This window comes from Pseudomonas sp. 10B238, assembly GCF_000970615.1.
In the GTDB taxonomy this organism is placed as follows: domain Bacteria; phylum Pseudomonadota; class Gammaproteobacteria; order Pseudomonadales; family Pseudomonadaceae; genus Stutzerimonas.
In genome coordinates, this window is record NZ_KQ033931.1 from 83,961 (window position 1) to 108,180 (window position 24,220).

Here is a 24,220-nt window from a genome sequence, read left to right on the forward strand (position 1 = left end):
CACTCGGACTTTAGCCGCATGAGATGATTTCTACGCGGCGTAGACTCCACCGACTTGCCCGCAGACAGGAATTCATCATAACAGCACGCCCGCCCTACCGCACTTTCAGGAGCGGGGCTCTTCGCCCGCCCGCTTGACCTCAGCGAAATCCTCCTCACGCAGCTCGGGCATCTGCTTTGCACAATAATCGCTGCCAAGTGCGGTCAACGCCTTACACATACCGTCCATGCGCTCCTCGACTGCCTGAACATGATCGAGCAACTGGCCGATAGCGCGCGCCACCGGATCCGGCATGTCCTCGGTCACACCGTATGCATCGAAACCAATCTTCTCTGCGATGGCCTTGCGCTTGGCCTCTTGCTCGTCATCGGACTTAGCAATAACCCGACCCGGAATACCGACCGCGGTGGCGCCGGCCGGAACCGCACGAGTCACTACCGCATTGGACCCGATCTTAGCGCCTGCACCCACCGTAAACGGGCCGAGAATTTTCGCCCCTGCTCCAACGATTACCCCATCCTCAAGTGTTGGGTGACGCTTGCCCTTGCTCCAACTTGTACCGCCCAAGGTCACCCCATGGTAGAGCGTCACGTCATCGCCGATCTGCGCCGTCTCACCGATGACGATGCCCATCCCGTGATCGATAAAGAAACGGCGTCCTATCTGCGCGCCTGGATGGATTTCGATGCCCGTCAGCCAACGCGCCAGATTCGAATTCATCCGTGCCAGCCACTTGCAGTCGTTCACCCAAAGCCAGTGAGACACCCGATGAAACCAGACAGCGTGCAGACCCGGATAACAGGTGATGACCTCGAATGCGTTACGCGCTGCCGGATCGCGATGGAAAACGCTCTGGATATCTTCGCGCATGCCTTCGAACATCAATCACCTCTCCGCTTGTGGGGTTCGCCGCGGACGGCCTTCTGGGTTTCGGTAAGGATTCCGCGCAGAATATTCATCTCCAGCTTGCTTATACCGCTACGGCCGTAAAGCCTGCGCAGGCGAGGCATGAGATGCCGGGGTTTCAGGGGATCAAGGAAGCCAATTTCGACCAAGGTCTGCTCTAGATGACCGTAATAAAGCTCAAGCTCATCAGCCGTAACCGGCTGGGTATCAAGCATCGAGGTTGTTTCGAGCTTCTCCTGCTTGGTCGGCTGATCGTTCGCTGCCAGCCAGGCCATGCGCACTTCATAAGCGAGCACCTGCACCGCAGCAGCCAGGTTCAACGAACTGAAGTCAGGATCTGATGGGATATGCACATGGTACTGGCAACGCTGAAGCTCTTCGTTGGTAAGCCCGGCGTATTCCCGCCCAAACACCAACGCAACCTCACCGCCCCGCTCGACCTGCTCAAGACAGACCGTTCCGGTTTCGCGCGGATCCAGCAGCGGCCAGGGTATGCGGCGATCGCGTGCGCTGGTGCCCAGCACGAGACTGCAGCCCACCAACGCCTCCTCGAGCGTCGCAACGATCTCCGCGGAGTCAAGAATATCGGTTGCACCCGAGGCCCGAGCGACGGCGTTCGGGCTCGGAAAGTCCTCCGGATCCACCAGCACCAAGCGGGACAAACCCATATTTTTCATGGCACGGGCCGCACCCCCGATATTCCCGGCGTGACTGGTATTGACCAACACCACGCGAATGCTCTGTAGCGACACGGTTTTTTCTCTATCAGGAAGCAGACCGAAAGCTTACAGGAAGGATCCGCAGCTTCGCCATTAACCGTCTGAACGAGCCCTTGCCGAGCAACACGCCGCATGGGTTTCTGATAGAATTGCCGGCTTTCTTTAAACGACCAGGTATTTGATCGATGCAGCCCATGCTGAATATCGCGCTGCGCGCCGCCCGTAGCGCTGGCGAAATGATTGTTCGTTCCACCGAGCGCCTGGACGTGATCTCGGTTAGCGAAAAGGACGCGCGCGATTACGTCTCGGAAATCGACCGCACAGCCGAACAACTGATCGTTGCTGCGCTGCGCAAAGCCTATCCAAACCATGGAATCCTTGGCGAGGAAGGCGGACAACTGGAAGGCAGCGGGGACGGCAAAGATTACCTCTGGGTGATCGACCCGCTGGACGGCACCACCAACTTCCTACGCGGCGTACCTCACTACGCAGTCAGCATCGCTTGCAAATACCGTGGTCGCCTCGAACACGCCGTGGTGATCGATCCGGTTCGCCAGGAAGAATTCACTGCCAGCCGGGGCCGTGGCGCCGCACTCAACGGGCGCCGCCTGCGAGTCAGCGCCCGGAAAAGCCTGGAAGGTGCACTCCTTGGCACGGGATTCCCGTTCCGCGACAGCCAGCTGGACAACCTCGATAGCTATCTCAATATGTTCCGAAGCCTGGTAGGCCAAACCGCAGGACTTCGCCGCGCCGGGGCGGCCAGTCTTGATCTGGCCTACGTCGCAGCCGGTCGCTATGACGCGTTCTGGGAGTTCGGCCTGTCTGAATGGGACATGGCCGCAGGCGCGCTATTGATTCAAGAAGCTGGCGGATTGGTCAGCGATTTCAGCGGCAGCCATGAATATCTGGAGAAAGGCCAGATCGTCGCGGGCAACACTAAGTGCTTTAAGGCGGTGCTAACCGCCATCCAGCCTCATCTGACTCCAGCATTGAAGCGGTAACCGCAATCCCCCAAAAAAAACGCCCTTCTGGGCGTTTTTTTATGTCTTGTCACTGCTGCGTCAGCACCAGCTGACCATCATGGACCGGAATTCTCTGACCAGGGTCGCGATCCATCCGAACCTGCCCAGACTTGCCCTCGAGATCGTACTCCACCTCGTAGCCGACGATTTTTTCATGGCTATCGGTGACCGTACTGCAGCGAGTTTCCGTTGTGCTATAGGTGTCATTCGCCTGCATGCGGCCTTGCACCTGATTGCCAGCGTAGCCACCGCCTACGGCTCCGGCGACCGTGGCAATCTTCTTGCCATTGCCGCCGCCAACCTGGTTACCGAGCAACCCACCAACGACCGCACCCACGGCCGTGCCAGCAAGACGATTGCTGTCCTGCACGGGCCTCTGGCGCGTGACCGTCACGTCCTTGCACACCTCACGAGGCGTCTGGATGGTCTCCTTGACTGGCCTCACGGCCAGCACGCTGGCAAATTCAGGCCCTCGATCGACCAAGGTGTAGGTTGCAAAGGCACCGCCAGCGCTCACCACAACCGCCCCCAGAACAGCACCCACCAGCATCGACTTGTTCACTGCGTCTTCCTTCTTCTACGGGCGAGGCCCGCGACGGCGCGTTGGACCTGTTACGCCGCGAGAAGTTCCAAGTCAGGGGAGTTCGTCCACCTCTTCGACAACAGGGGGGATGAGATCTTCACGCGTCAGATTCAGCCACACCAGCAACATGCCAGCCACGTAGACGGATGAGTAGGTACCAGCACCAACCCCAATCAGCAGAGCCAGCGAGAACCCCCACAGATTCTCGCCACCGAAAAACATCAGCGCGCCCACCGCAAGCAGTGTGGACACGGAGGTAGCAAGGGTCCGCAGCAGTGTTTGGGTGGTAGATATATTGATGTTCTCGAGCAACTCCGCCTTACGCAGCATGCGGAAGTTTTCCCGGATTCGGTCGAAGATGACGATGGTGTCGTTCAATGAATAACCGATGACTGCCAACACCGCCGCCAGCACCGTCAAATCAAAGGATATCTGAAACAGGGAAAACACTCCCAGCACCAGAATCACGTCATGGAACAACGACAGCACGGCACCAAGGCCAAATTTCCACTGAAAGCGGAATGCGACGTAAACCAGGATGCCGCCGAGGGCAAGCAACATGCCCAGACCGCCCTGATCCCGCAGTTCTTCACCCACCGCCGGCCCAACGAACTCGACTCGCTTAACCGTTACAGCGCTGCCCGCGTCGCCACCTCTCAACGCTTCGGCAATGCGCTCGCCCAGCAGCGGATCATCGCCTGGCATACGCACCAGGACGTCAGTGGTGGCACCAAAGCTCTGAACTACCGCCTCATTGAAACCTGAACTAACTAGTTGAGAGCGCACCTGATCCAGAGCGATCGGCTGCTCGTACGAGAGTTCGATAAGCGTGCCGCCAGTGAAATCCAGACCAAAATTCAGTCCTTTCACCGCCAGACTAGCTAGGGACACAAGCGTGAGCACTACGGTCAGGGCAAACGCCACGTGACGTACGCCCATGAAATTAATTACGCGTTTCATCGTGCTAGCCCCTTAAATCCACAACTTCTTGAGATCACGGCCACCGTAGATCAGGTTGACCATGGCGCGAGTCACGACGACGGCGGTGAACATGGAAGTCATGATCCCGAGCGAGAGCGTAACGGCGAACCCCTTGATAGGACCGGTTCCCATTGCAAACAGGATGCCCCCAACCAGAAGGGTCGTCAGGTTCCCGTCAACGATCGCCGAAAATGCCCGATCGAAGCCCTCATGAATGGCACGCTGCACCGACATGCCGTTGGCTATTTCCTCCCGGATACGCGAGAAAATCAGCACGTTGGCGTCAACCGCCATGCCCATCGTCAACACGATACCGGCGATACCCGGAAGCGTCAGCGTGGCACCCAGCATCGACATCAAAGCCGTCAGCACGATCATATTGAACAGCAGCGCGACCGTAGCCAGCACCCCGAAGAACTTGTAGATCAGCACCATGAACACCGCGACGAAGAGGAAGCCCCACATCGCCGCCTCAACACCGAGCTGGATGTTTTCGGCGCCGAGGCTCGGACCGATGGTGCGCTCTTCGGCAAAGTACATTGGCGCGGCCAGGCCACCGGCACGAAGCAGCAGTGCCAGCTCGGACGACTCGCCTTGGCCGTCCAGACCCGTGATACGGAACTGACTACCCAGTGGCGACTGGATGGTCGCCAAGCTGATGACTTTCTTTTCTTCTTGGAAGGTCTCGACTCGAACTTCCTGTTCTACACCGTCAACCATCTGCTTGACGTAGCGAGTAGTAGGCCGCTGCTCGATGAACACCACTGCCATGCTGCGCCCGACATTGTTGCGAGTGGCGCGATTCATCAGATCGCCGCCATGGCCATCCAGGCGAATGTTGACCTGAGGCCGGCCATTCTCGTCATAGCTCGCCTGAGCGTCGGTAACCTGGTCTCCGGTAATAATCAGGTTGCGCTCAAGCTGGACAGGAGGACGCCCCTCCTCACGAAACTCAAAGCTCTCCGTTGTTGCACGGGCAGCATCGGCTTCGGCGGCCAGTCGGAACTCGAGGTTGGCGGTCTTGCCCAGAATACGCTTGGCTTCGGCGGTATCCTGTACACCTGGAAGCTCAACGACGATGCGATTGGCACCCTGACGCTGAACCAGCGGCTCGGAAACGCCCAGTTCATTGACCCGATTACGGACTGTGGTCAGGTTCTGTTTGATTGAATATTCACGAATTTCTGCCAGCTTGGCCTCGGTAATCGCCAAGCGCAGTACCTGCTGGCCATTACGCTCAGTGGAGGTCAGCTCGAAATCGTTGAAGCTCTTGCGAATCAGAGACTGGGCAGCAGAAAGCGTGGCCTCGTCAGCGAAACCGAGCTGCACAGCATTTTCCAGCTGAGGGAGGCTGCGATAGCGCACTCGCTCCTTGCGCAACAGACTCTTGATCTCGCCTTCGTACACGTTGAGGCGGGTCTCGATGGCTTTTTCCATGTCGACTTCGAGCAGGAAATGCACACCGCCAGACAAATCCAGGCCTAGCTTCATCGGGCTTGCACCCAAATCGCGTAGCCACTCAGGGGTCGTGGGTGCGAGATTGAGCGCAACCACATAAGCATCGCCCAGCGCCCGACGCACTACGTCCTTGGCAGGCAGCTGATCGTCCTGATCGGTCAATCGCAACAGGCCGCCCCGCCCCTGCTCGTCCAGGTTCGCCGACTTGACCTCGATACCGGCTTCGGCAAGTGCCTTGCTGGCACGATCTAGATCAGCTTCAGTGACATTGAGCGAAGTCGCAGCGCCAGTGATCTGCACCGCAGGATCATCCGGATAAAGGTTGGGTGCCGAATAAATGAAGGCAATGCCAAGCACTACCACTATCAGCAGGTATTTCCAGAGGGGGAATCTATTGAGCATGACGCAGCCCGTCTAATGACGCGGGGCGCCTTGCGCGCCCCGTCGTTGGTGTTGAGTAGAAGTCAGCTCAGATCGCCTTCAGCGTGCCCTTGGGCAGCGTTGCGGCGATCGCCACCTTCTGGAACTTCAGCTCCACCGAGTCGGAGACTTCGATCACGACGAAGTCATCGGAAACTTTGGTGACCTTGCCAGCGATACCACCGGAAGTTACCACTTCGTCACCCTTCTGCAGGCCGCCGATCAGGTTCTTATGCTCTTTGGCGCGCTTGGCCTGCGGGCGCCAGATCATCAGATAGAAAATGACCAGAAAGCCGACCAGGAACAACCACTCGAAACCGCTACCAGCGGGACCAGCGGCAGCCTCTTGAGCATAGGCGGCGGGAATCAGAAAGCTCATGTAGCACTCCTGTTGCAGAGATCAGTTTAGTTATGGATTCGTCACGCAAGCGGCGGCGTTGGCAGGCCACGCTTGGCATAGAAGGCGTCGACAAAGGCCGCCAATGTACCCTGTTGGATAGCGTCGCGTAAACCAGCCATCAGGCGCTGGTAGTGCCGCAAGTTGTGGATGGTATTGAGCATACTGCCCAACATTTCGCCGCATTTATCCAGATGGTGCAGATAGGCCCGAGAGAAGTGTTTGCAGGTGTAACAATCACAACCGGCATCCAGTGGAGAATCGTCGTAGCGGTGCGAAGCGTTGCGGATCTTGACCACCCCGACATCGGTAAACAAGTGCCCGTTTCGCGCATTGCGGGTTGGCATCACGCAATCGAACATGTCCACCCCTCGGCGCACGCCCTCAACGAGGTCTTCTGGCTTGCCGACGCCCATCAGGTAACGCGGTTTGTCCGCCGGCATCAGTGGCGGCAGAAAGTCCAGCACGCGGATCATCTCCTCTTTCGGCTCCCCGACGGAGAGCCCGCCGATCGCCAGACCGTCAAAGCCGATCTCGCACAGCCCTTCTAGTGAGCGCTTGCGCAGCGACTCGTGCATGCCGCCTTGCACGATGCCGAAGAGTGCAGCTGGACTGTCGCCGTGAGCATCCTTGGAGCGCTTGGCCCAGCGCAGCGACAACTCCATTGAACGCCGTGCGACGTCTTCGTCAGCTGGATAGGGGGTGCACTCATCAAAGATCATCACGATGTCGGAGCCAAGATCACGCTGCACCTGCATCGACTCTTCCGGCCCCATGAAAACCTTGGCCCCATCCACCGGCGAGGCGAAATAAACGCCCTCTTCCTTGATCTTGCGCATCGCACCCAAGCTGAACACCTGGAAACCGCCGGAGTCAGTCAGGATCGGGCCCTGCCACTGCATGAAATCATGCAGGTCTCCGTGCGCCTTGATCACTTCGGTACCGGGTCGCAGCCACAAATGGAAGGTATTGCCGAGGATGATCTGCGCCCCGATCCCTTCGATGTCACGCGGTAGCATGCCTTTCACAGTACCGTAGGTACCCACCGGCATGAACGCCGGGGTTTCCACGCTGCCACGCGGGAAGGTCAGGCGCCCGCGGCGCGCCCGCCCCTCGGTCGCGAGCAGTTCGAAAGACATGTGGCAGGTACGACTCATTGGGAATCCTCGGGGCCGCGCGGGGCCGGATTGCGAGTGATGAACATGGCATCACCGTAGCTGAAAAAGCGATAACCCTTGGCAATAGCCTCGGCATAGGCGGCCATCGTTTCTGGATAGCCAGCGAACGCCGACACCAGCATCAAGAGGGTTGACTCTGGCAGATGGAAGTTAGTGACGAGCGCATCGACAACATGAAACGGCTTGCCCGGGTAAAGAAAGATATCGGTATCGCCACTGAATGGCTTGAGCACACCGTCGCGCGCAGCACTCTCAAGCGATCGCACGCTGGTGGTACCGACGGCCACCACCCGACCACCGCGAGCATGGCAAGCCGCCACGGCATCGACGACACCTTGGTCGACCTCGAGCCATTCGCGATGCATATGGTGTTCTTCGAGACGCTCGACACGCACCGGCTGAAAGGTGCCGGCCCCTACGTGCAACGTCACAAACGCACTCTCAACACCTTTATCACGTAGGGCCGCCAGCAATTCCGTGTCGAAATGCAATCCCGCCGTTGGTGCAGCAACTGCGCCCGCCCGTTGCGCATAAACCGTTTGGTAGCGTTCTCGGTCTGCCACGTCGTCCGGCCGATCTATGTAGGGCGGCAAAGGCATATGGCCGACGCGCTCGAGCAACGGCAGCACGTCTTCCTCGAATTCCAGTTCGAACAACGTATCTTGCCGCGCCAGCATCACCGCCTCACCGCCCCCCTCAATATGAATTCTGGCGCCTGCCTTGGGGGATTTACTGGAGCGGATATGCGCCAGCACCCGACGACCATCGAGCACGCGTTCGATAAGCACCTCGACTTTGCCGCCAGTGTCTTTTTGGCCGAACAGGCGCGCCGGAATGACCCGCGTGTTGTTGAACACCATCAGGTCGCCGGGACGCAGGTAATCGAGCAACTCGACGAAACCATGGTGACCCAAAGAACCGGTCGGACCATCGAGCGTTAGCAACCGACTGGCACGACGCTCGGCTAAAGGATGTCGGGCAATTAGCGAATCGGGGAGATCGAAGGAAAAAGCGGAGACTTGCATTGAAAGATCAGCACGGGGCATCAGGGGCGCAAAGCTTAGCGGAAACACCTCATTCTGACCACGCCAGACGATTGACCGCTTCGCAATGCATCCCTATACTGCGCCGCCACTGTGCCTCGATGGCGGAATCGGTAGACGCAGCGGATTCAAAATCCGCCGTTGGTAACAACGTGAGAGTTCGAGTCTCTCTCGAGGCACCATTATCAGTGGACCAGAGGCAGCTATTACTTCTGGTGAAGGGGAACCGCAGCTGAACAGCGGCTTCACCCCCAGGACAGGCCAACAGCAGCCTACCGAAGCAAGCCTTACGCATCATTGAAATGCAGATTAACACTGGCGAAACCGCTGGCTGCGCCGGCTGAATCAAACTGCGATAACACGAATTTCGGCAACACCAAAAAGCACTGAAAGAACCGCTTGCAGTGGGCATAATTCTATGGCTCCAAAGGGCTTGGCATCGCCCAGCGAGTTATCGTAGAGTGTGCCCACTGTGTTTGCATGGGTCGCTGTTGAATCGTGGCCTGATGCAGTAGATCTTCAGATCCGCTACATCCGTTCGACTATTTACTCCTTGCAACCAGTTTCCGCTTTCTGCACATGCAGAGGCGTTTCCACTATTGAGTTTCAAGGATACAAAGCTATGTCGAATCGTCAGAACGGTACCGTCAAGTGGTTTAACGACGAAAAAGGTTTTGGTTTCATCACTCCCGAAAGCGGTCCGGATCTGTTCGTGCACTTCCGCGCGATCGAAGGCAACGGTTTCAAGAGCCTGAAAGAAGGCCAGAAGGTCAGCTTCGTAGCTGTACAAGGTCAAAAGGGCATGCAGGCTGACCAGGTTCAAATCCAGGAATAAGCCCTACCCCGAAAAGCCCCTGATGACAACATCAGGGGCTTTTTTATGCGCGCGTTTCCGTAGAATGCGCCACCGCCTTCCCTCGCGAGACAACAAGCATGCGCAACCACCCTCTAAGCCCGCAGGGCCAGTTTCCTGCCGCCGGCCTGATTCGTAGACTCGCCGCTCTCTTCTACGATGCTTTTCTGTCGATTGCACTGATGATGGTGGTCACGCTTTTCTACCAACAAGTGATCTTGCGTTTTTTTTATGGGAGCGAAGGACTTAGAGCGGTAGCGGAAGCAGGCGGCCTGGATATAGACCCCATCCTCTCGACACTCTTACTGTTCGCCCTGTTCGCATTTTTTGCCAAATTCTGGACGCATAACGGTCAGACGCTCGGCATGCAGGTCTGGGGTGTGCGCATCCAGAACACCGATGGCAGCGCCATCGACCTGTGGCAGGCTCTGCTACGCTTCCTGATTGCGATCATGTCCTGGCTTGCCCTGGGATTGGGCTATTGGTGGATGCTCTGGGACAAGCAACACCGAACCTGGCACGACATCTATTCGGAGAGCCAAGTCGTGCAGCTACCGAAAAACATCCATAAGAAATAGCCTTAAGCCCGGAATCAATCTTCCTCCCCTGCACGACTTAGACAGCTCAAGGCTTTGGAGCTTGCTGCGGATTCCAATCAACCCGCACGCCGCAACAACCAGACACCTGCCAGCGCACAGATGCCCGCTGGCACAGCCACCGCCAGCAGCGGCGAGAAGCCGAACACCTGGCTCGCCGGACCCAACAGGTCCTGCAAAATGCGGAACACGAAGCCAACAATGACACCGGTAAAAATGCGCTGGCCGAGCGTTACGGAGCGCAACGGCCCAAAGATAAACGAGATCGCCAGCAATACCAGCGCCACCGTTACCGCCGGCTGCAACACCTTGCTCCAGAACGCCAACCAATAGCGGCCATTGTTCAACCCTTGCTCACCCAGATAGTGGATATAGCGCCATAACCCCGTGATGGACAATGCATCCGGCTCCATCACAACAGTACTGACCAGCTGGGGCGTCAACTGCACATCCCACGCCTCCTGAGCCGCCTTCGTGACCTCGGTATGATCACCTCGAAAGTGCGTCGTCGCGACATCACTGAGTAGCCACTGATCACCGTCGTAACGGGCTCGGCGGGCGAAGCTTGCCGACTGCAGCTGCCGTTGCTCATCGAAACGATAGCGGGTAACTCCAAGGAGCAAACCACTCGGCTGCACTGCATTGATATGCACAAATTCATCACCCTGACGATGCCAGAGCCCGCGTTTGCTGCTTTGCGCCTCACCAGCACCCTGTGCCGAGGAACGGCTGGCTTGCGCAATATTCTCGCTCCACGGCGATACATATTCCCCGATCAGCACCCCTATCAGCAGCAGCAGCAGCATTGGCTTCATTACGGCCAACACGATTCGCCCCAAAGACACGCCTGCGGCACGCATGATGGTCAGCTCGCTACTGCTCGCAAGCGTGCCAAGGCCAATAAGGCAACCAATCAACGCCGCCATAGGCAGCATCTCGTAGATCCGCGATGGCGTGGTCAGTAATACGTAAACGGCGGCGTTCAAGGTGCCGTAACCACCCTTCACATCACCCAACTCGTCAATGAAGGCGAACAACAAGGCCAGACCGACAATGATGCCGAGCACCGTCAGAATCGCCAGCAGAACATGGATGCCAATGTAGCGATCAAGCTTACGCATGGGCGGCCCTCGACAGGCTGCGGCGCTTGCTAATGGCAAGCCTCAGCGGTTCCCAGTACAACATCAACATCCCTATGGCAAAGAAGATTCCATGCACCCACCAGAGCCCCAAGGCCGGGGGTATTCGACCCTTGTCCAAAGCGCCACGTGCAGCGATGAGTAACGCGAGGTAAGCCATATACAGAAGAATTGCAGGCAGCAGCTTCAGAAAGCGCCCCTGGCGTGGATTGACCTTCGACAGCGGGACCGCGAGCAGCGTGACAATGAACACCAATAGCGGCAAAGAAAGGCGCCACTGCAGTTCGGATTGCAAACGAATATCGTCGCTCCCAAGCAGATCGAGCGTCGGCATTGACTCACGCTCGCTCAGCTCGACACTGACCTCCGGCCTGGGCAACAGCACGCCATAGGTGTCGTACTGGATCGCCCGGTAGTTTGCCTGACCCGGATTGCCGTCGTAGCGATAGCCGTTTTCAAGAATCAGATAGCGGCTCCCGTCAGGCTGAATTTCCTGGCGTCCGCGTTCGGCTACCAGCACGGAGAGCCCGCGCTTATCGCCAGTGGAGCTGGAAAGGTTGGTTTCGGAGATGAACACACCAGCCAACTCGGTGCGATCAGCAGTCAGCTCGCGGGTATAGGTCACACGGGTACCGTCGCGCAGTGTCTGGAAGCGGCCCGGCACCAGCGTGTCGAACTCGGTCAGCGAGTCCTGCTCGTTGAGGATGCGATCCACCTCAGCCACACCCTGCGGCGCCAGTCCGAGGCTCAACCAACCGACTAGGCCGGCAACCAGTGCAGCCGGCGCCAGGCTATATGTCAGCAGGCGGCGCTGACTCATGCCGGTAGCCGAGAGAACGGTCATCTCACTGTCGAGGTAGAGCCTGCCGTAGGCCAGCAGAATGCCGAGAAACAGGCCCAGCGGCAGAATCAACTGCAGGAATCCCGGCAGACGGAACCCCATGATCATTAGCAGGACACCCGGATCGAGCAGCCCCTGTGCGGCCTGCGCCAGATATTTGATGAAACGGCCGCTCATGATGATCACCAGCAGCACGGCACTTACAGCGCTCAGGGTAACCAGAAGCTCACGGGACAGGTAACGAAAGACGATCAAACCGGACACTCCAGGGTTGTCAGGCTCCGGCGGCTACGCTCAAACTAGCCACCAAGCAGCCGGCCCGCCCGTAACAGGACGTTGGATTCACTCAGCATTTTCCAGCGCCCCGGTAGACGAACCACCGGAAAACAAGCCCGGCATTATCCTGCAAACCCGACTCTTTGTCTTGGGGACTCGACGCCATGGAATTCGTTGTAAAGAACACCAAAGCCGCTGCAGCCAAAACAGCCACCCTTGTTCTGCCTGTTGGCGAAGAGGGTCTGCTCGGCGCGACAGCCCAGACTGTGGACCAGGCCAGTGGAGGCGCCATAAGCGCTGTGCTCAAGCGCGGCGACCTGAAAGGGAAACCGGGACAGACCCTGCTGCTGCATAACCTGCCAAACCTCAAGGCGGATCGCGTCCTGTTGGTTGGCACCGGCAAGGATGACGAGCGCGACGGGCGCCAGTGGCGCAAGATTGCCGGCGCAGCACTCGGCGTGCTCAAAGGTCTTGCTGGCAGCGATGCGACGTTCGCCCTGCAAGATGTCCAGGTCAAAGACCGTGACACCTATGCCCGCGCTCGCATGCTGGTCGAAGTATTGGCCGATGGTCAGTACGTTTTTGACCAGTTCAAGAGCAAGAAGAACGACGAACCCAAGCTCGGCAAGATCACCCTGTTAACTGACAAAGCGGATCAGGCACGCGTCGAGCAGGCTGCTCGCCATGCCGCAGCGATTACCGCCGGCATGAGCTTCGCCCGGGATTTGGGCAACCTGCCGCCAAACGTCTGCCACCCAAGCTATATGGCCGAGCAGGCCAAGCAGCTCGGAAAGGCCTTCAAAGGCCTTAAAGTCGAGGTTCTGGACGAAAAGAAGCTGCGTGAACTTGGCGCTGGTTCGTTTCTCGCCGTATCCCAGGGCAGCGATCAGCCAGGTTGCATCGTCGTCATGCAATACAACGGCGGCAAAAAAGGCGAACAGCCCTACGCCCTGGTCGGCAAAGGCATCACGTTCGACACGGGCGGCATCAGCCTCAAGCCCAGCCAGGGCATGGACGAAATGAAGTACGACATGTGCGGTGCTGCCAGCGTGCTCGGCACCTTCCGCGCCGCATTGGAACTTCAGTTGCCGATCAATCTGGTCGGCTTGCTCGCCTGCGCAGAAAACATGCCGAGCGGCAACGCCACCCGCCCCGGCGACATCGTCACCACCATGAGCGGGCAGACCGTTGAGATCCTCAACACCGACGCCGAAGGTCGGTTAGTGCTCTGCGATACCCTGACCTATGCCGAGCGTTTCAAGCCGCGCGCGGTAATTGATGTCGCCACCCTGACCGGTGCCTGCATCGTAGCGCTGGGCAGCAACACGTCCGGCCTGCTGGGCAACAACGACGAACTGCTGCAGCAAGTACTGGGCGCTGGCCAGAAAGCCGACGACCGCGCCTGGCAACTGCCATTGTTCGATGAGTATCAGGAACAGCTCGACAGCCCCTTCGCCGACATTGCCAATATCGGTGGCCCCAAGGCCGGTACCATCACCGCGGCCTGCTTCCTATCACGCTTTACCAAGGCCTACCCCTGGGCGCATCTGGACGTCGCTGGTACCGCATGGATCAGTGGCGGTAAGGAAAAAGGCGCGACGGGACGCCCGGTCCCCTTGCTGACCCAGTACCTGCTGGACCGAGCCGAGCAGGCATGAGCAAAGCGAGCGGATACCGGGCATGACTCGAATCGAGTTTTACGTGCTGCCGGACAGCCAGTCGGTGGGTCGTGCTAGAGCGGCCTGCCAGTTGGCGAGCAAAGGCTGGCAGCACGGCCTATCGGTATTTATTCGCTGTCAGGATAACCAGCAGTGCAGCGAACTGGACGAGCTGCTCTGGACGTTTCGTGCAGAGCGCTTCATTCCGCATGAGTTTCATGATGACGATCCCCACGCACCCGTGGTGATTGGCACGGAGCAGCCACCCGCTGCGGCACAAGGCCTGCTGATCAACCTCTCACCTATGCTATCGCCGCACACTGATCAGTTCAGCCGGGTGATCGAAATCGTCAATCAGCAGCCTGAGCTGCTGACCGTCTGCCGGGACAATTTTCGCCTCTATCGGCAGCGTGGCTATGATCCAAAGAGAGTCGAGCTTTAAGGCGCACTGGCCGAACGCGATGGAGCCGCCAACTCAGCGTCGATCAGCAACGATAGTTACTGGGCCAATGCCCGATCAGGACCACCCCCTTACACGCCTGGACGCTCAATTCCGGATGCCCCGTACATGACGCAATCGCGCCCCCCAAAAGCCCATCTTCTTGATGATCTGGAATCCATTCGTGCGCTGCTGGGTGACCAAGACCCGCCATTGCTGAGCGATACGCTGGACCCGGACAGCTTTCCCTTGCTTTCGGAAATCGTCGAACACCCACCCGCACCGGCCCCCGAACCTGAGGTCGAGCCGCGCGAACCTGCCGTGCGTACAGCTTTTCGGACGCTCGCCGAGCGTCATCTCGACCATGAATTGCGCAATGCTGCGCAACTCATTCTGCAGGAGGTCATCGACGACTATGTCCCGCAGATCGAAGCCGAGCTGCGCGTCCGCCTGGAAGCGCGCGCCGAGCAGCTGATCAAGTCCCATCGTTCCTGAGTTGCAGCCAACCGAGGCAAACGCCACGCCGGAATAGACACTTACGCGCGGCTAAGCTGTGCCGGCGGGACAAAAGCGGCATCGCAATCCTGCCGACCATCCACTTTGCCTTTATACTTGCCCGCTTTTCCGATCAGCCGTTCTAAGGGTCCCGCCGCATGGACAAGACCTACCAGCCGCACGCCATCGAAACCTCCTGGTACCAGACTTGGGAAACGAATAACTATTTCGCACCCCAAGGTTCAGGCGAACCCTACACCATCATGATCCCGCCGCCGAACGTCACCGGCAGCTTGCATATGGGCCATGGGTTCAACAACGCCATCATGGATGCACTGATTCGCTTCCGACGGATGCAGGGCCGCAACACCTTGTGGCAGCCGGGTACAGATCACGCCGGCATCGCCACTCAGATGGTAGTCGAGCGTCAGCTGAGCGCGCAGGGCGTCAACCGCCACGACCTGGGCCGCGAGAAGTTTCTCGATAAGGTCTGGGAGTGGAAGGAAGAGTCCGGCGGCAACATCACCCGTCAGATCCGCCGTCTGGGTTCCTCGGTGGACTGGTCGCGCGAACGCTTCACCATGGATGCGGGCCTGTCTAACGCCGTAAAGGAAGCCTTCGTGCGGCTGCATGAGAATGGCCTGATCTACCGTGGCAAGCGCCTGGTTAACTGGGACACCAAGCTGCACACCGCAATCTCCGATCTGGAAGTGGAAAATCACGACGAGAAAGGTCACCTCTGGCACCTGCGCTACCCGTTGGCCGATGGCTGCAAGACCGCCGACGGTCTGGATTATCTGGTGGTCGCCACGACTCGTCCGGAAACCATGCTGGGCGACGCCGCCATCGCCGTGCACCCTGAGGACGAGCGCTACAAGAGCCTGATCGGCCGCCACGTCATGCTGCCGCTGGTCAATCGTCTGATCCCGATCGTTGCCGACGATTACGTCGACCTTGAGTTCGGCACTGGCTGCGTGAAGATCACCCCGGCCCATGACTTCAATGACTACGAGGTCGGCAAGCGCCATCACCTGCCGCTGATCAATATCTTCGACCAGAACGCCTGCATCCTGGCCCGCGCCCAGGTGTTCAACATTGACGGTTCACTGAACGACAAGGTCGACGCCAGCCTACCGGATGGCTACGCGCACATGGACCGTTTCGATGCGCGCAAGGCCATCGTCGCCGAGTTCGACGCCATGAGCCTGCTGGAAAAGGTCGACGACCACGCGCTGAAAGTGCCGCGCGGCGACCGCTCGGGCACCATCATCGAGCCGTGGCTGACCGATCAGTGGTACGTCTCCACCAAGCCGCTGGCCGAGAAAGCCATCGCGGCCGTGGAAAGCGGCGAGATTCAGTTCGTGCCCAAGCAGTACGAGAACATGTACTTCAGCTGGATGCGCGACATTCAGGACTGGTGCATCAGCCGTCAGCTCTGGTGGGGCCACCGCATTCCAGCCTGGTACGACGAAGCGGGCAACGTCTATGTCGGCCGTGACGAAGTGGAGGTGCGCAGCAAGTACAACCTCTGCAACAACGTCGAACTGCGTCAGGACGAGGACGTGCTGGACACCTGGTTCAGCTCCGGACTGTGGACCTTCTCCACCCTCGGCTGGCCCGAGCAGACCGAATTCCTCAAGACCTTCCACCCCACTGACGTACTTGTCACCGGCTTCGACATCATCTTCTTCTGGGTCGCCCGGATGATCATGTTGTCCACGCACCTGACCGGGCAAATCCCGTTCAAAACCGTGTACGTACACGGCTTGGTGCGTGATGGCCAAGGTCAGAAGATGTCCAAGTCCAAGGGCAACGTGCTAGACCCGCTGGATATCGTCGACGGCATCACCCTCGACGAGCTGCTGACCAAGCGCACCAGCGGCATGATGCAGCCCAAGCTGGCGGAGAAGATCGCCAAGCAGACCCGCTCCGAGTTTCCTGAGGGCATCGCCAGCTACGGCACCGACGCCCTGCGCTTCACTTTCTGCTCGCTGGCCTCCACCGGGCGCGACATCAAGTTCGACATGGGCCGCGTCGAGGGTTACCGCAACTTCTGCAACAAGATTTGGAACGCCGCCAACTTCGTCTTCGAGAACACCGAAGGCAAGGACACCGGCACCAACGACGAACCCGTCGAGCTGTCATCGGTGGATCGCTGGATCATTTCCGCGCTGCAGCGCACCGAGGCCGAGGTGACTCGCCAGCTCGAAGCCTTTCGCTTCGACCTGGCAGCGCAGGCGCTCTACGAGTTCATCTGGGACGAGTACTGCGCCTGGTATCTGGAGCTGGTCAAGCCAGTGCTCTGGGACGAGACCGCCAGCGTTGAACGCCAGCGCGGCACGCGCCGCACCCTGGTGCGCGTACTCGAAACGGCACTGCGTCTGGCACATCCGTTCATGCCGTTCATCACCGAGGAAATCTGGCAGCGCGTCGCGCCGCTCGCAGGCAAATCAGGCCCGACCCTGATGCTGCAGCCGTGGCCAGAATTCAACCCGGAGCGCATCGACGAAGCCGCCGAAGGTGATATCGAGTGGGTCAAGGCCTTCATGCTGGGTGTCCGCCAGATCCGCGGCGAGATGAATATCTCGATGGCCAAACGCATCGACGTAGTGCTGGCCAACGCCTCGGCCGAAGACCAGCGTCGCCTCGCCGATAACGAGCCGCTACTGAAGAAACTGGCCAAACTGGAAAGCGTTCGCGTCCTCACTCAAGGCGAAGAACCGCCGCTGTCAGCAACGGCGCTGGTGGGCGACATGCAGGTCCTGGTGCCCATGGCAGGCCTGATCGACAAGGACGCCGAACTTGCCCGCCTCGACAAGGAAATTGGCCGCTTGGACGGCGAAGTGAAGCGTGTCGGTGGCAAGCTCGGCAATGCCGGCTTCGTCGACAAGGCGCCGGCCGAAGTCATCGACAAGGAGCGCGCCAAACTGGCCGAGGCCGAGCAGGCCAAAGCCAGGCTGCTCGAGCAACGCGAGCGCATCGCCAGCCTGTAACGAAGCCAGAGGCCAGCACTTGATGTGCTGGCCTTTTTGCTTAGGCATCTGCTCTTGATTGATGACAAGTCGCCTTCAGTGCCGCTGATACACTATGCCGCACACGACAATAACGAATTGCAACTGACAGGCCTGAACCAACGCGGAAAGTTCCACGACATGAAGTAAGTCAGCAGCGAAGCAAGCCCAGGTAGTTTGCTTTACGCGCAGCCGTCCACGACGCAGGTATTACCTTCCGTATCACGGTTACTTAATTCTCTCGCACCGCAAGTCGCCCATTTTTTAAGCCTGTCAGCCCCGAGCCAGAACAACAATCCGAATGGCCCGGTACGGTTTTTAAAAAATGGAGCCCCTCCGATGTATGTACTCATGGCTGTTCTATTTGTTCTGGGCTATCTATGCATAGCCTTCGAGCATCCGCTGAAAATCGACAAGGCCGCCGCGGCGATTCTCACAGCAGTGCTGTGCTGGACCGCATTGATACTCGGCGCGGAATCCATCGTGCCGCTGTTGCCGTCAGCCGGCCATGACCTGGCCGATCCGTCAGCCTATGTCGTCGAATCACTGCGGCATCATCTGGGCGAAATCTCGGAGATCCTGTTCTTCCTGCTCGGCGCCATGACCATCGTCGAACTCATCGATTCGCACGAAGGTTTCAAGGTCATCACTGACCGTATCCAGACGCGAAAGCGCGTGCATCTACTGTGGATCATCGGCTTCCTAACCTTCTTCCTGTCCGCCGCACTGGACAACCTGACCACCACCATCGTCATGGTCTCGCTGCTGCGCAAACTGATCCGCGGCCGCCCAGAACGCTGGTTGTTCGTCGGCGTCGTGGTGATAGCTGCCAACGCTGGCGGCGCCTGGTCACCGATTGGCGACGTTACGACGACCATGCTCTGGATCGGCAACCAGATCACCGCCTCTGGCGTGATCGTCGGGCTGTTTATCCCGAGCCTGGTCTGCCTGCTGGTACCCCTGTTGATTCTCAGTTTTAGCATGCGCGGCGAAGTGCCCCGCCCTGGCGCTCGAGCGCACCTGGCCGAAAGCAATCCGCCAGCGACTACGGCATTCGAGCGCAATCTGGTATTGGCGCTCGGTATTGGCGCGCTGGTATTCGTGCCGGTCTTCAAGACCGTCACCCACTTGCCGCCGTATATGGGCATCCTGTTCGGACTCGGCGTGCTCTGGGTCACTACCGAATTTCTACATCGTCACAAAGAAGACGATCACAAGCACCCGCTCTCGGTCGTGGGCGTTCTGCGCAAGGTCGATACTCCGAGCGTGCTGTTCTTCCTTGGCATCCTTCTGGCGGTTGCGGCGCTCGCTACAGCCGGTCACCTGACCCAGGTCGCCACGGCGCTGCGTGACACCCTCGGACATATTTATCCGATCAACTACAGCATCGGCCTGCTGTCGGCGGTGGTGGACAACGTGCCACTGGTTGCCGGCTCGATGAAGATGTATCCGCTGATCAGCCCGGAGACTCTTGATGCAGCGCCCGCCGCCGAAGTCGCCTGGCTGTCGCAATTCGTGGTCGACGGCAACTTCTGGGAGATGCTGGCGTATTGCGCCGGGACGGGAGGCAGCACGCTCATCATTGGTTCAGCCGCAGGCGTAGCAGCCATGGGCATGGAAAAAATCAGCTTCACCTGGTACGTCAAGCGCGTCAGCCTGCTGGCTTTCCTTGGTTACACAGCCGGCGCCGTGACCTATATAGGCATGCTCGCACTGCGTTGATGCACTACCGTCTAGCTCGCTGAGCGCACGAAGCCGCTCAGCGAGCCTAGCCGTTAACGTTCTGGGAACCGTAATGACAGTCAGCAAGACCAAGAGCAGTTTCTATCGCCGTTTATATGTCGCCTGGCTGATTGACAGCGGTGCAGCCACGAGCGTGCCTGCTCTGGTAGAAGCGACCGGAATGCCGCGCAGGACGGCACAGGACACCTTAGCGGCCCTTGCCGATCTGGACATTGATTGCCGCTTCACTCAGGACGACGGTGAGCGGCATAACGCCGGCCATTACCAGATCCATAACTGGGGCGCGATTGACCGGCTATGGATCGAACGCAACCTGGCGCAGATCAAATCCGTTCTCGGCTATCCGTGACTGCCCGCAGAATACCTAACTGCTCCAATTCCGCTCAGTGGACCCGGCAGGTCGAGCGGGTGCGTACTGATGCTACCCGCGTACTCGCAAATCCCCTTTAACCATCAGTAGCGTGGTCCTTTGCCAGGCGTGCCGCTAAGCTGTGGACCTGTTCGCCTGCACGGTTAGTCGTCAATGTCTCAACGCCCCGCCCTGTTCCCGGTTCTGCTCGCTGGTGCCGCCTTGCTGCTGGTTGTCCATGGACTGGGACGTTTTGTCTACACGCCACTTCTTCCGTGGCTGGTAGAGGACGGCTTACTGACCGTACAACAGGGCGCGAGCATCGCCACCTGGAACTACTTGGGGTATTTGGTCGGCGCGCTGCTCGCCCTGCGCTGGCATCAGGTCGCGCAGATACGTCGCAGCCTGCCCTGGGCACTGGTGCTGCACATCGTGACAACGCTGGCGCAGACCCAGGCCGAATCGGTGGAAGCCCTTTCGACGCTGCGCCTGCTCAATGGCATCAGCAACGGCCTGGTCTTTGTCCAGGCACCTTCGTTGATTCTGGAATGGTTAGCGCGTCATCGTCGCGTGTCGTCCAGCGGCCTCGTCTATCTCGGCGTCTGTGTGGGGCTGATCCTGTCCAGCTTCATGGTTAGCCTGAGCAACGGTGTACTGCAGGGCGCCGACCGCTGGTGGCCCGCAGCACTGCTCTCTATCCCCCTAGCCTGGTGGGGCTGGCGTCAGTTGGCGAACCTCGACATGCCGCCGGACGAGCCGCCCACGGAAACGACACAGCCTCCAAGCGGACGCCTGCTGGATCGTGCCAGCACTCCCCTGTTTCTCTCGTATGCCGGCGCCGGCATGGGCTATATCTTGCCGATGACCTTTCTACCCATGGTTGCCCGGTTGCAGGTTGAACCAGGCGACTTGCTGGTGGAAAGCAGCTGGTTGGTGGTGGCAGTGGCCACCCTGCCTTCACCCTGGCTCTGGAATCGCCTCGGCGCTCTGTTCGGCGACACACTGGCACTGCGCTTAAGCTATGTCACGCAACTGGCCGGTGTCCTGGCTGCGCTCTTACTGCCCGGCGCGTGGGGGATTTTGTTATGTGCCGTACTGGTCGGCGGGACCTTTCTTGGCACCGTGTTGCTGACCCAACGCCTGGCACGCGCCCTTCATCCGCACCAGGGACCGCGACTGTCAGCAGCACTGATTGCGCTCTACAGCCTGACCCAGCTGGCCGGCCCCTGGCTCACTGGCGTCTGGCTAGGCATGGGCGGCTCTCTGCACAGCGCCTTCTGGCTCGGTGCCGGCGCGCTGCTGTGGGGGCTGATCTGGATGCTGCTGGTGCCACGTCGAGCCTGAAAGCTGGGACAATACGGCTTTTACCGCTAGCGACAGCCGAACATGACATCCAGACCAGTCACACCGCCATTGCACAAGGCCAAGCCTGCGGTCAAAAAGGCCGTGCTGCACCCACGGAACCGCCACACCGGGCGCTATGACTTTCCAGCGCTGATAGCGGGCAACCCAGAGTTGGCGAAGTTCGTCGTCGTCAATCCCTACGGCAAGGAGAGCATCGATTTTGCCGACCCGGATGCGGTCCGCGTATTCAACCGGGCACTGCTCAAGCAGTTCTACGGAATCGTGCATTGGGATATACCGCCGGGTTACCTGTGCCCACCGGTACCAGGCCGGGCCGACTATCTGCACGGTCTAGCCGACTTGCTGGCGGACGAAAACGCTGGAGAGATTCCTCGCGGCACAGGCATTCATGCGCTGGACGTTGGCACTGGCGCTAACTGCATCTATCCATTGATCGGTCTGCGCGAATACGGCTGGCGCTTCACGGGGTCGGATATCGACGCAACTGCACTGGCGTCGGCCCGTACGATCGTCACCGCCAATAAGCTGGGCAAGAGCATTGCGCTGCGCCCGCAGCAGCAACCCCGCCACATATTTGAAAACCTGGTGCAGGCCGACGACCGCTTCGACGTCACGCTTTGCAATCCGCCCTTCCATGCTTCCCAAGCAGAGGCCAGCAGTGGCAGCCAGCGCAAGTGGCGCAACCTTGGCAAGCTCGACCCCAAGCGCAAGCTGCCCACCCTTAACTTCGGCGGTCAGGCGGCAGAACTTTGGTGTGAAGGCGGGGAGGCAGCATTCATTGCGCTGCTGGCGGAAGAAAGTCGCGGCGTGAGCCAGCAGGTCTGCTGGTTCAGCACGCTGGTTTCGAAAGCAAGCAACGTACAGCCGCTACAGGCTCGGCTCAAGAAGCTCGGCGCCCAGCAGGTCCGCGTATGCGAAATGTCCCAGGGGCAAAAGCGCAGTCGCTTCGTGGCCTGGAGCTACCTCGATGATGAACAGCGCGCGAAGTGGCGTGCTGATCGCTGGTCGAACCGCCAGTCAGGCTGATCGTTTCCGCTACGATCAGCTGAAACATTTCACCTCAGACGGCAATATCCCAGCGTTGGCGATCTTTCAGGGCCAGCGTCTGGATATACCGAGGCTCCCCGTTGATTTCCTCCAGCTCGGTCATCCCGGCGAGTTCGCCGACAACGCGATAGCGCTTGCCGACGCGCTTGTCCTGCAGCGGATAGAGCTGGGCGATCTGTTGGGCGAGTTCGGTAAGTGTGGACATGGTTCGGTAGCTCCAGATAACTGCATGCCGCAGCTTTTTACAGGCCTTAGGTTACGATTCAACGACAACCTTCCTTCGTCTCGCCTGTTGGAGCCACCCGTTGCGCAATTGATTCCCTACCAGAGGCAAAAACTACCCGAACGATTGATCAGCAGATACCTACACCCAGCTGTAGCAGAGCCAGGCCGCCTTGCTGCCAGCCCCACCAAGCCGCAACCAAGAGCAGCGACGCCAACACGGCGCCGCCAGTCCATAACCAGACGCGGCGCATCAGGCCGTACCTGCAGCCAAGCGCACGCGCTCGACAGGTTGCTCACGAATTGGCCAGTTGAGCGCAGCAGCCATCAGGCTCAGCGCGATAGAAATCTGCCAGACCAGATCGTAACTGCCAGTCGTGTCATAGACCCAGCCGCCCAGCCAGCCACCGAAGAACGAGCCGATCTGGTGGAACAGAAACACGATGCCGCCCAACATCGACAGATTGCGCACGCCGAACAGCGTAGCGACCGTCCCATTGGTCAAGGGCACGGTGGACAGCCACAGCAACCCCATGGCGATGCCGAAGGCATAGGCGGTCCAGAGCGTCAGCGGAGAGAAGAAGAACGCGCTGATCACAACCGCTCGGGCCAGATAAAGCGCGGTCAGCAATTTCGGCTTCGAATAACAACCGCCCAGCCAGCCCGCTGTGTAGGTACCGACGATGTTGAACAGCCCGACTAGCGCCAGCACCGTCGTGCCGGCCATCGCAGGTAGCTGCTTGTCGACCAGATATGCGGGCAGGTGTATGCCGATGAATACGACCTGAAACCCGCAGACGAAGAAACCCAGCGCCAGTAGGCGGAAGCCCGAGTGGCTGACCGCTTCACGCAGCGCCTCCATCAGCGTCTGCTGCGGGCCGGTCACTGGCGCTGCTGGCCCGCTGCGCAGCATCAACGCCAGCGGCATGATCAGAGCCACCAAAAGCCCCAGCGCCAGCAAGGCCGACGACCAGCCAAGCCAGCCGATCAGACCGAGCGTGCCGGGCAACATGGCAAACTGACCGAACGACCCCGCTGCGCTCGCTATACCCATCGCCATGCTGCGTTTTTCGACCGGCACCGCGCGCCCGACTGCGCCAAGGATCACGGAAAACGATGTTCCGGAAAGCCCCAGCCCAATCAGCAGGCCTGCACTGAGGGACAACGATACCGGGGAATCCGCACCCGCCATCAGCAACAGGCCGACCGCATAAAGCACGCCACCGAGCAGCACCGCACGGGCCACACCGAAACGGTCCGCCAGCGCGCCGGTAACCGGCTGCGCCAGGCCCCAGATCAGATTTTGCAGGGCGATGGCAAAGGCGAAGGTCTCACGCCCCCAGCCAAATTCCGCGCTCATGGGTGGCAGGAAAAGGCCGAATCCGTGTCGGATTCCCAGGGAAAGGGCAAGGATCAAGGAGCCACCCAGCAGGATCCAGGTACTGTTGCGCCAAATCGCATTCATCACTGACACACTTT

The 24,220-nt window shown here is 59.4% G+C and carries 24 protein-coding genes and 1 tRNA gene; 12 read left to right on the forward strand and 13 right to left on the reverse strand.

Annotation, left to right across the window (positions count from 1 at the left end):
- Positions 1–105 precede the first annotated feature (105 nt).
- Positions 106–882: a serine O-acetyltransferase gene (cysE, locus tag RT21_RS08920; RefSeq protein WP_046162462.1), complete on the reverse strand. Its 777-nt coding sequence runs from the start codon at positions 880–882 to the stop codon at positions 106–108.
- Positions 882–1,658, reverse strand: coding sequence for a tRNA (cytosine(32)/uridine(32)-2'-O)-methyltransferase TrmJ (gene trmJ, locus RT21_RS08925; RefSeq protein ID WP_046162463.1), 777 nt, complete (start codon positions 1,656–1,658; stop codon positions 882–884). Before trmJ ends, cysE begins: the two co-directional genes overlap by 1 nt.
- A gap of 152 nt (positions 1,659–1,810) precedes the next feature.
- On the opposite strand from trmJ, the gene suhB reads away from it, so the two are divergent.
- The gene (suhB, locus tag RT21_RS08930) at positions 1,811–2,626 is read left to right on the forward strand and encodes a type III secretion system regulator SuhB (protein WP_045425233.1); all 816 of its coding nucleotides are present in this window, start codon (positions 1,811–1,813) and stop codon (positions 2,624–2,626) included.
- Positions 2,627–2,675: 49 nt separating this feature from the next.
- On the opposite strand, the gene RT21_RS08935 is transcribed toward suhB, so the two are convergent.
- The 6 genes from RT21_RS08935 to queA form a co-directional block, all read right to left on the reverse strand.
- Positions 2,676–3,209 carry a glycine zipper 2TM domain-containing protein gene (locus RT21_RS08935; RefSeq protein WP_046162464.1) on the reverse strand — a complete coding sequence of 178 codons (534 nt, stop codon included), beginning with the start codon at positions 3,207–3,209 and terminating at the stop codon, positions 2,676–2,678.
- Between the two features lie 72 nt (positions 3,210–3,281).
- Positions 3,282–4,190: a protein translocase subunit SecF gene (secF, locus tag RT21_RS08940; protein WP_046162465.1), complete on the reverse strand. Its 909-nt coding sequence runs from the start codon at positions 4,188–4,190 to the stop codon at positions 3,282–3,284.
- 12 nt (positions 4,191–4,202) lie between these two features.
- Positions 4,203–6,071, reverse strand: coding sequence for a protein translocase subunit SecD (secD, locus tag RT21_RS08945; protein WP_045425221.1), 1,869 nt, complete (start codon positions 6,069–6,071; stop codon positions 4,203–4,205).
- Positions 6,072–6,138: 67 nt separating this feature from the next.
- Complete coding sequence (gene yajC / locus RT21_RS08950) at positions 6,139–6,468, reverse strand: preprotein translocase subunit YajC (RefSeq protein WP_021209500.1); 330 nt, start codon at positions 6,466–6,468, stop codon at positions 6,139–6,141.
- 41 nt (positions 6,469–6,509) lie between these two features.
- On the reverse strand, positions 6,510–7,625 hold the full coding sequence (gene tgt, locus RT21_RS08955) for a tRNA guanosine(34) transglycosylase Tgt (protein WP_177327078.1): 1,116 nt from the start codon (positions 7,623–7,625) through the stop codon (positions 6,510–6,512).
- Between the two features lie 14 nt (positions 7,626–7,639).
- Positions 7,640–8,689, reverse strand: coding sequence for a tRNA preQ1(34) S-adenosylmethionine ribosyltransferase-isomerase QueA (gene queA, locus RT21_RS08960; protein WP_046162649.1), 1,050 nt, complete (start codon positions 8,687–8,689; stop codon positions 7,640–7,642).
- A gap of 113 nt (positions 8,690–8,802) precedes the next feature.
- Here queA and RT21_RS08965 point away from each other — a divergent pair.
- The 3 genes from RT21_RS08965 to RT21_RS08975 all read left to right on the forward strand — a co-directional run bounded on the left by RT21_RS08965 (position 8,803) and on the right by RT21_RS08975 (position 10,138).
- Positions 8,803–8,889, forward strand: a tRNA-Leu gene (locus tag RT21_RS08965).
- A gap of 440 nt (positions 8,890–9,329) precedes the next feature.
- Positions 9,330–9,542 carry a cold-shock protein gene (locus RT21_RS08970; protein WP_003284681.1) on the forward strand — a complete coding sequence of 71 codons (213 nt, stop codon included), beginning with the start codon at positions 9,330–9,332 and terminating at the stop codon, positions 9,540–9,542.
- Positions 9,543–9,640: 98 nt separating this feature from the next.
- Positions 9,641–10,138, forward strand: coding sequence for an RDD family protein (locus RT21_RS08975; RefSeq protein WP_045425216.1), 498 nt, complete (start codon positions 9,641–9,643; stop codon positions 10,136–10,138).
- 77 nt (positions 10,139–10,215) lie between these two features.
- On the opposite strand, the gene lptG is transcribed toward RT21_RS08975, so the two are convergent.
- The gene (gene lptG, locus RT21_RS08980; protein ID WP_046162466.1) at positions 10,216–11,277 is read right to left on the reverse strand and encodes an LPS export ABC transporter permease LptG; all 1,062 of its coding nucleotides are present in this window, start codon (positions 11,275–11,277) and stop codon (positions 10,216–10,218) included.
- Positions 11,270–12,391 (reverse strand): LPS export ABC transporter permease LptF, encoded by a 1,122-nt coding sequence (lptF, locus tag RT21_RS08985; RefSeq protein WP_046162467.1) that lies wholly within the window; start codon positions 12,389–12,391, stop codon positions 11,270–11,272. The genes lptG and lptF overlap by 8 nt, the downstream gene beginning before the upstream one ends.
- A 185-nt stretch (positions 12,392–12,576) precedes the next feature.
- Here lptF and RT21_RS08990 point away from each other — a divergent pair, with 185 nt between their 5' ends.
- The 8 genes from RT21_RS08990 (at position 12,577) to rlmF (ending at position 22,498) form a co-directional block, all read left to right on the forward strand.
- Positions 12,577–14,070, forward strand: a complete 1,494-nt coding sequence (locus RT21_RS08990) for a leucyl aminopeptidase (RefSeq protein ID WP_046162468.1) — start codon at positions 12,577–12,579, stop codon at positions 14,068–14,070.
- Between the two features lie 22 nt (positions 14,071–14,092).
- The gene (locus RT21_RS08995; RefSeq protein WP_046162469.1) at positions 14,093–14,512 is read left to right on the forward strand and encodes a DNA polymerase III subunit chi; all 420 of its coding nucleotides are present in this window, start codon (positions 14,093–14,095) and stop codon (positions 14,510–14,512) included.
- Between the two features lie 126 nt (positions 14,513–14,638).
- Positions 14,639–15,004, forward strand: a complete 366-nt coding sequence (locus RT21_RS09000; protein ID WP_046162470.1) for a hypothetical protein — start codon at positions 14,639–14,641, stop codon at positions 15,002–15,004.
- 158 nt (positions 15,005–15,162) lie between these two features.
- Positions 15,163–17,997, forward strand: coding sequence for a valine--tRNA ligase (locus RT21_RS09005; protein WP_046162471.1), 2,835 nt, complete (start codon positions 15,163–15,165; stop codon positions 17,995–17,997).
- A 357-nt stretch (positions 17,998–18,354) separates the two neighbouring features.
- A complete protein-coding gene (nhaD, locus tag RT21_RS09010) occupies positions 18,355–19,737 on the forward strand; it encodes a sodium:proton antiporter NhaD (RefSeq protein ID WP_045425201.1) in 1,383 nt (460 codons plus the stop codon).
- A 73-nt stretch (positions 19,738–19,810) separates the two neighbouring features.
- Positions 19,811–20,107 carry a winged helix-turn-helix domain-containing protein gene (locus RT21_RS09015; protein WP_046162472.1) on the forward strand — a complete coding sequence of 99 codons (297 nt, stop codon included), beginning with the start codon at positions 19,811–19,813 and terminating at the stop codon, positions 20,105–20,107.
- A 174-nt stretch (positions 20,108–20,281) separates the two neighbouring features.
- Positions 20,282–21,451 carry a YbfB/YjiJ family MFS transporter gene (locus RT21_RS09020; RefSeq protein WP_046162473.1) on the forward strand — a complete coding sequence of 390 codons (1,170 nt, stop codon included), beginning with the start codon at positions 20,282–20,284 and terminating at the stop codon, positions 21,449–21,451.
- Positions 21,452–21,493: 42 nt separating this feature from the next.
- Positions 21,494–22,498 (forward strand): 23S rRNA (adenine(1618)-N(6))-methyltransferase RlmF, encoded by a 1,005-nt coding sequence (gene rlmF, locus RT21_RS09025; RefSeq protein ID WP_046162474.1) that lies wholly within the window; start codon positions 21,494–21,496, stop codon positions 22,496–22,498.
- Positions 22,499–22,532: 34 nt separating this feature from the next.
- Here the strand turns inward: rlmF and RT21_RS09030 are convergent, their stop codons facing one another.
- The 3 genes from RT21_RS09030 to RT21_RS09035 form a co-directional block, all read right to left on the reverse strand.
- Complete coding sequence (locus RT21_RS09030; RefSeq protein ID WP_045425197.1) at positions 22,533–22,724, reverse strand: hypothetical protein; 192 nt, start codon at positions 22,722–22,724, stop codon at positions 22,533–22,535.
- 148 nt (positions 22,725–22,872) lie between these two features.
- A complete protein-coding gene (locus tag RT21_RS24125; RefSeq protein WP_256203886.1) occupies positions 22,873–22,995 on the reverse strand; it encodes a hypothetical protein in 123 nt (40 codons plus the stop codon).
- Positions 22,995–24,206, reverse strand: a complete 1,212-nt coding sequence (locus tag RT21_RS09035; protein ID WP_046162475.1) for an MFS transporter — start codon at positions 24,204–24,206, stop codon at positions 22,995–22,997. Before RT21_RS09035 ends, RT21_RS24125 begins: the two co-directional genes overlap by 1 nt.
- Between the last annotated feature and the right edge of the window lie 14 nt (positions 24,207–24,220).

Coding starts and splice junctions, on each gene's coding strand:
- tgt (WP_177327078.1), bottom strand. CDS start 7,625: ATGTCTTTCGAACTGCTCGCGACCGAGGGGCGGGCGCGCCGCGGGCGC.
- RT21_RS09030 (WP_045425197.1), bottom strand. CDS start 22,724: ATGTCCACACTTACCGAACTCGCCCAACAGATCGCCCAGCTCTATCCG.
- RT21_RS08995 (WP_046162469.1), top strand. CDS start 14,093: ATGACTCGAATCGAGTTTTACGTGCTGCCGGACAGCCAGTCGGTGGGT.
- lptG (WP_046162466.1), bottom strand. CDS start 11,277: ATGCGTAAGCTTGATCGCTACATTGGCATCCATGTTCTGCTGGCGATT.
- yajC (WP_021209500.1), bottom strand. CDS start 6,468: ATGAGCTTTCTGATTCCCGCCGCCTATGCTCAAGAGGCTGCCGCTGGT.
- nhaD (WP_045425201.1), top strand. CDS start 18,355: ATGTATGTACTCATGGCTGTTCTATTTGTTCTGGGCTATCTATGCATA.
- suhB (WP_045425233.1), top strand. CDS start 1,811: ATGCAGCCCATGCTGAATATCGCGCTGCGCGCCGCCCGTAGCGCTGGC.
- RT21_RS09015 (WP_046162472.1), top strand. CDS start 19,811: ATGACAGTCAGCAAGACCAAGAGCAGTTTCTATCGCCGTTTATATGTC.
- RT21_RS08990 (WP_046162468.1), top strand. CDS start 12,577: ATGGAATTCGTTGTAAAGAACACCAAAGCCGCTGCAGCCAAAACAGCC.
- RT21_RS09020 (WP_046162473.1), top strand. CDS start 20,282: ATGTCTCAACGCCCCGCCCTGTTCCCGGTTCTGCTCGCTGGTGCCGCC.
- RT21_RS09000 (WP_046162470.1), top strand. CDS start 14,639: ATGACGCAATCGCGCCCCCCAAAAGCCCATCTTCTTGATGATCTGGAA.
- RT21_RS09035 (WP_046162475.1), bottom strand. CDS start 24,206: ATGAATGCGATTTGGCGCAACAGTACCTGGATCCTGCTGGGTGGCTCC.
- RT21_RS08970 (WP_003284681.1), top strand. CDS start 9,330: ATGTCGAATCGTCAGAACGGTACCGTCAAGTGGTTTAACGACGAAAAA.
- RT21_RS09005 (WP_046162471.1), top strand. CDS start 15,163: ATGGACAAGACCTACCAGCCGCACGCCATCGAAACCTCCTGGTACCAG.
- RT21_RS24125 (WP_256203886.1), bottom strand. CDS start 22,995: ATGCGCCGCGTCTGGTTATGGACTGGCGGCGCCGTGTTGGCGTCGCTG.
- secF (WP_046162465.1), bottom strand. CDS start 4,190: ATGAAACGCGTAATTAATTTCATGGGCGTACGTCACGTGGCGTTTGCC.
- secD (WP_045425221.1), bottom strand. CDS start 6,071: ATGCTCAATAGATTCCCCCTCTGGAAATACCTGCTGATAGTGGTAGTG.
- rlmF (WP_046162474.1), top strand. CDS start 21,494: ATGACATCCAGACCAGTCACACCGCCATTGCACAAGGCCAAGCCTGCG.
- cysE (WP_046162462.1), bottom strand. CDS start 882: ATGTTCGAAGGCATGCGCGAAGATATCCAGAGCGTTTTCCATCGCGAT.
- queA (WP_046162649.1), bottom strand. CDS start 8,689: ATGCAAGTCTCCGCTTTTTCCTTCGATCTCCCCGATTCGCTAATTGCC.
- RT21_RS08975 (WP_045425216.1), top strand. CDS start 9,641: ATGCGCAACCACCCTCTAAGCCCGCAGGGCCAGTTTCCTGCCGCCGGC.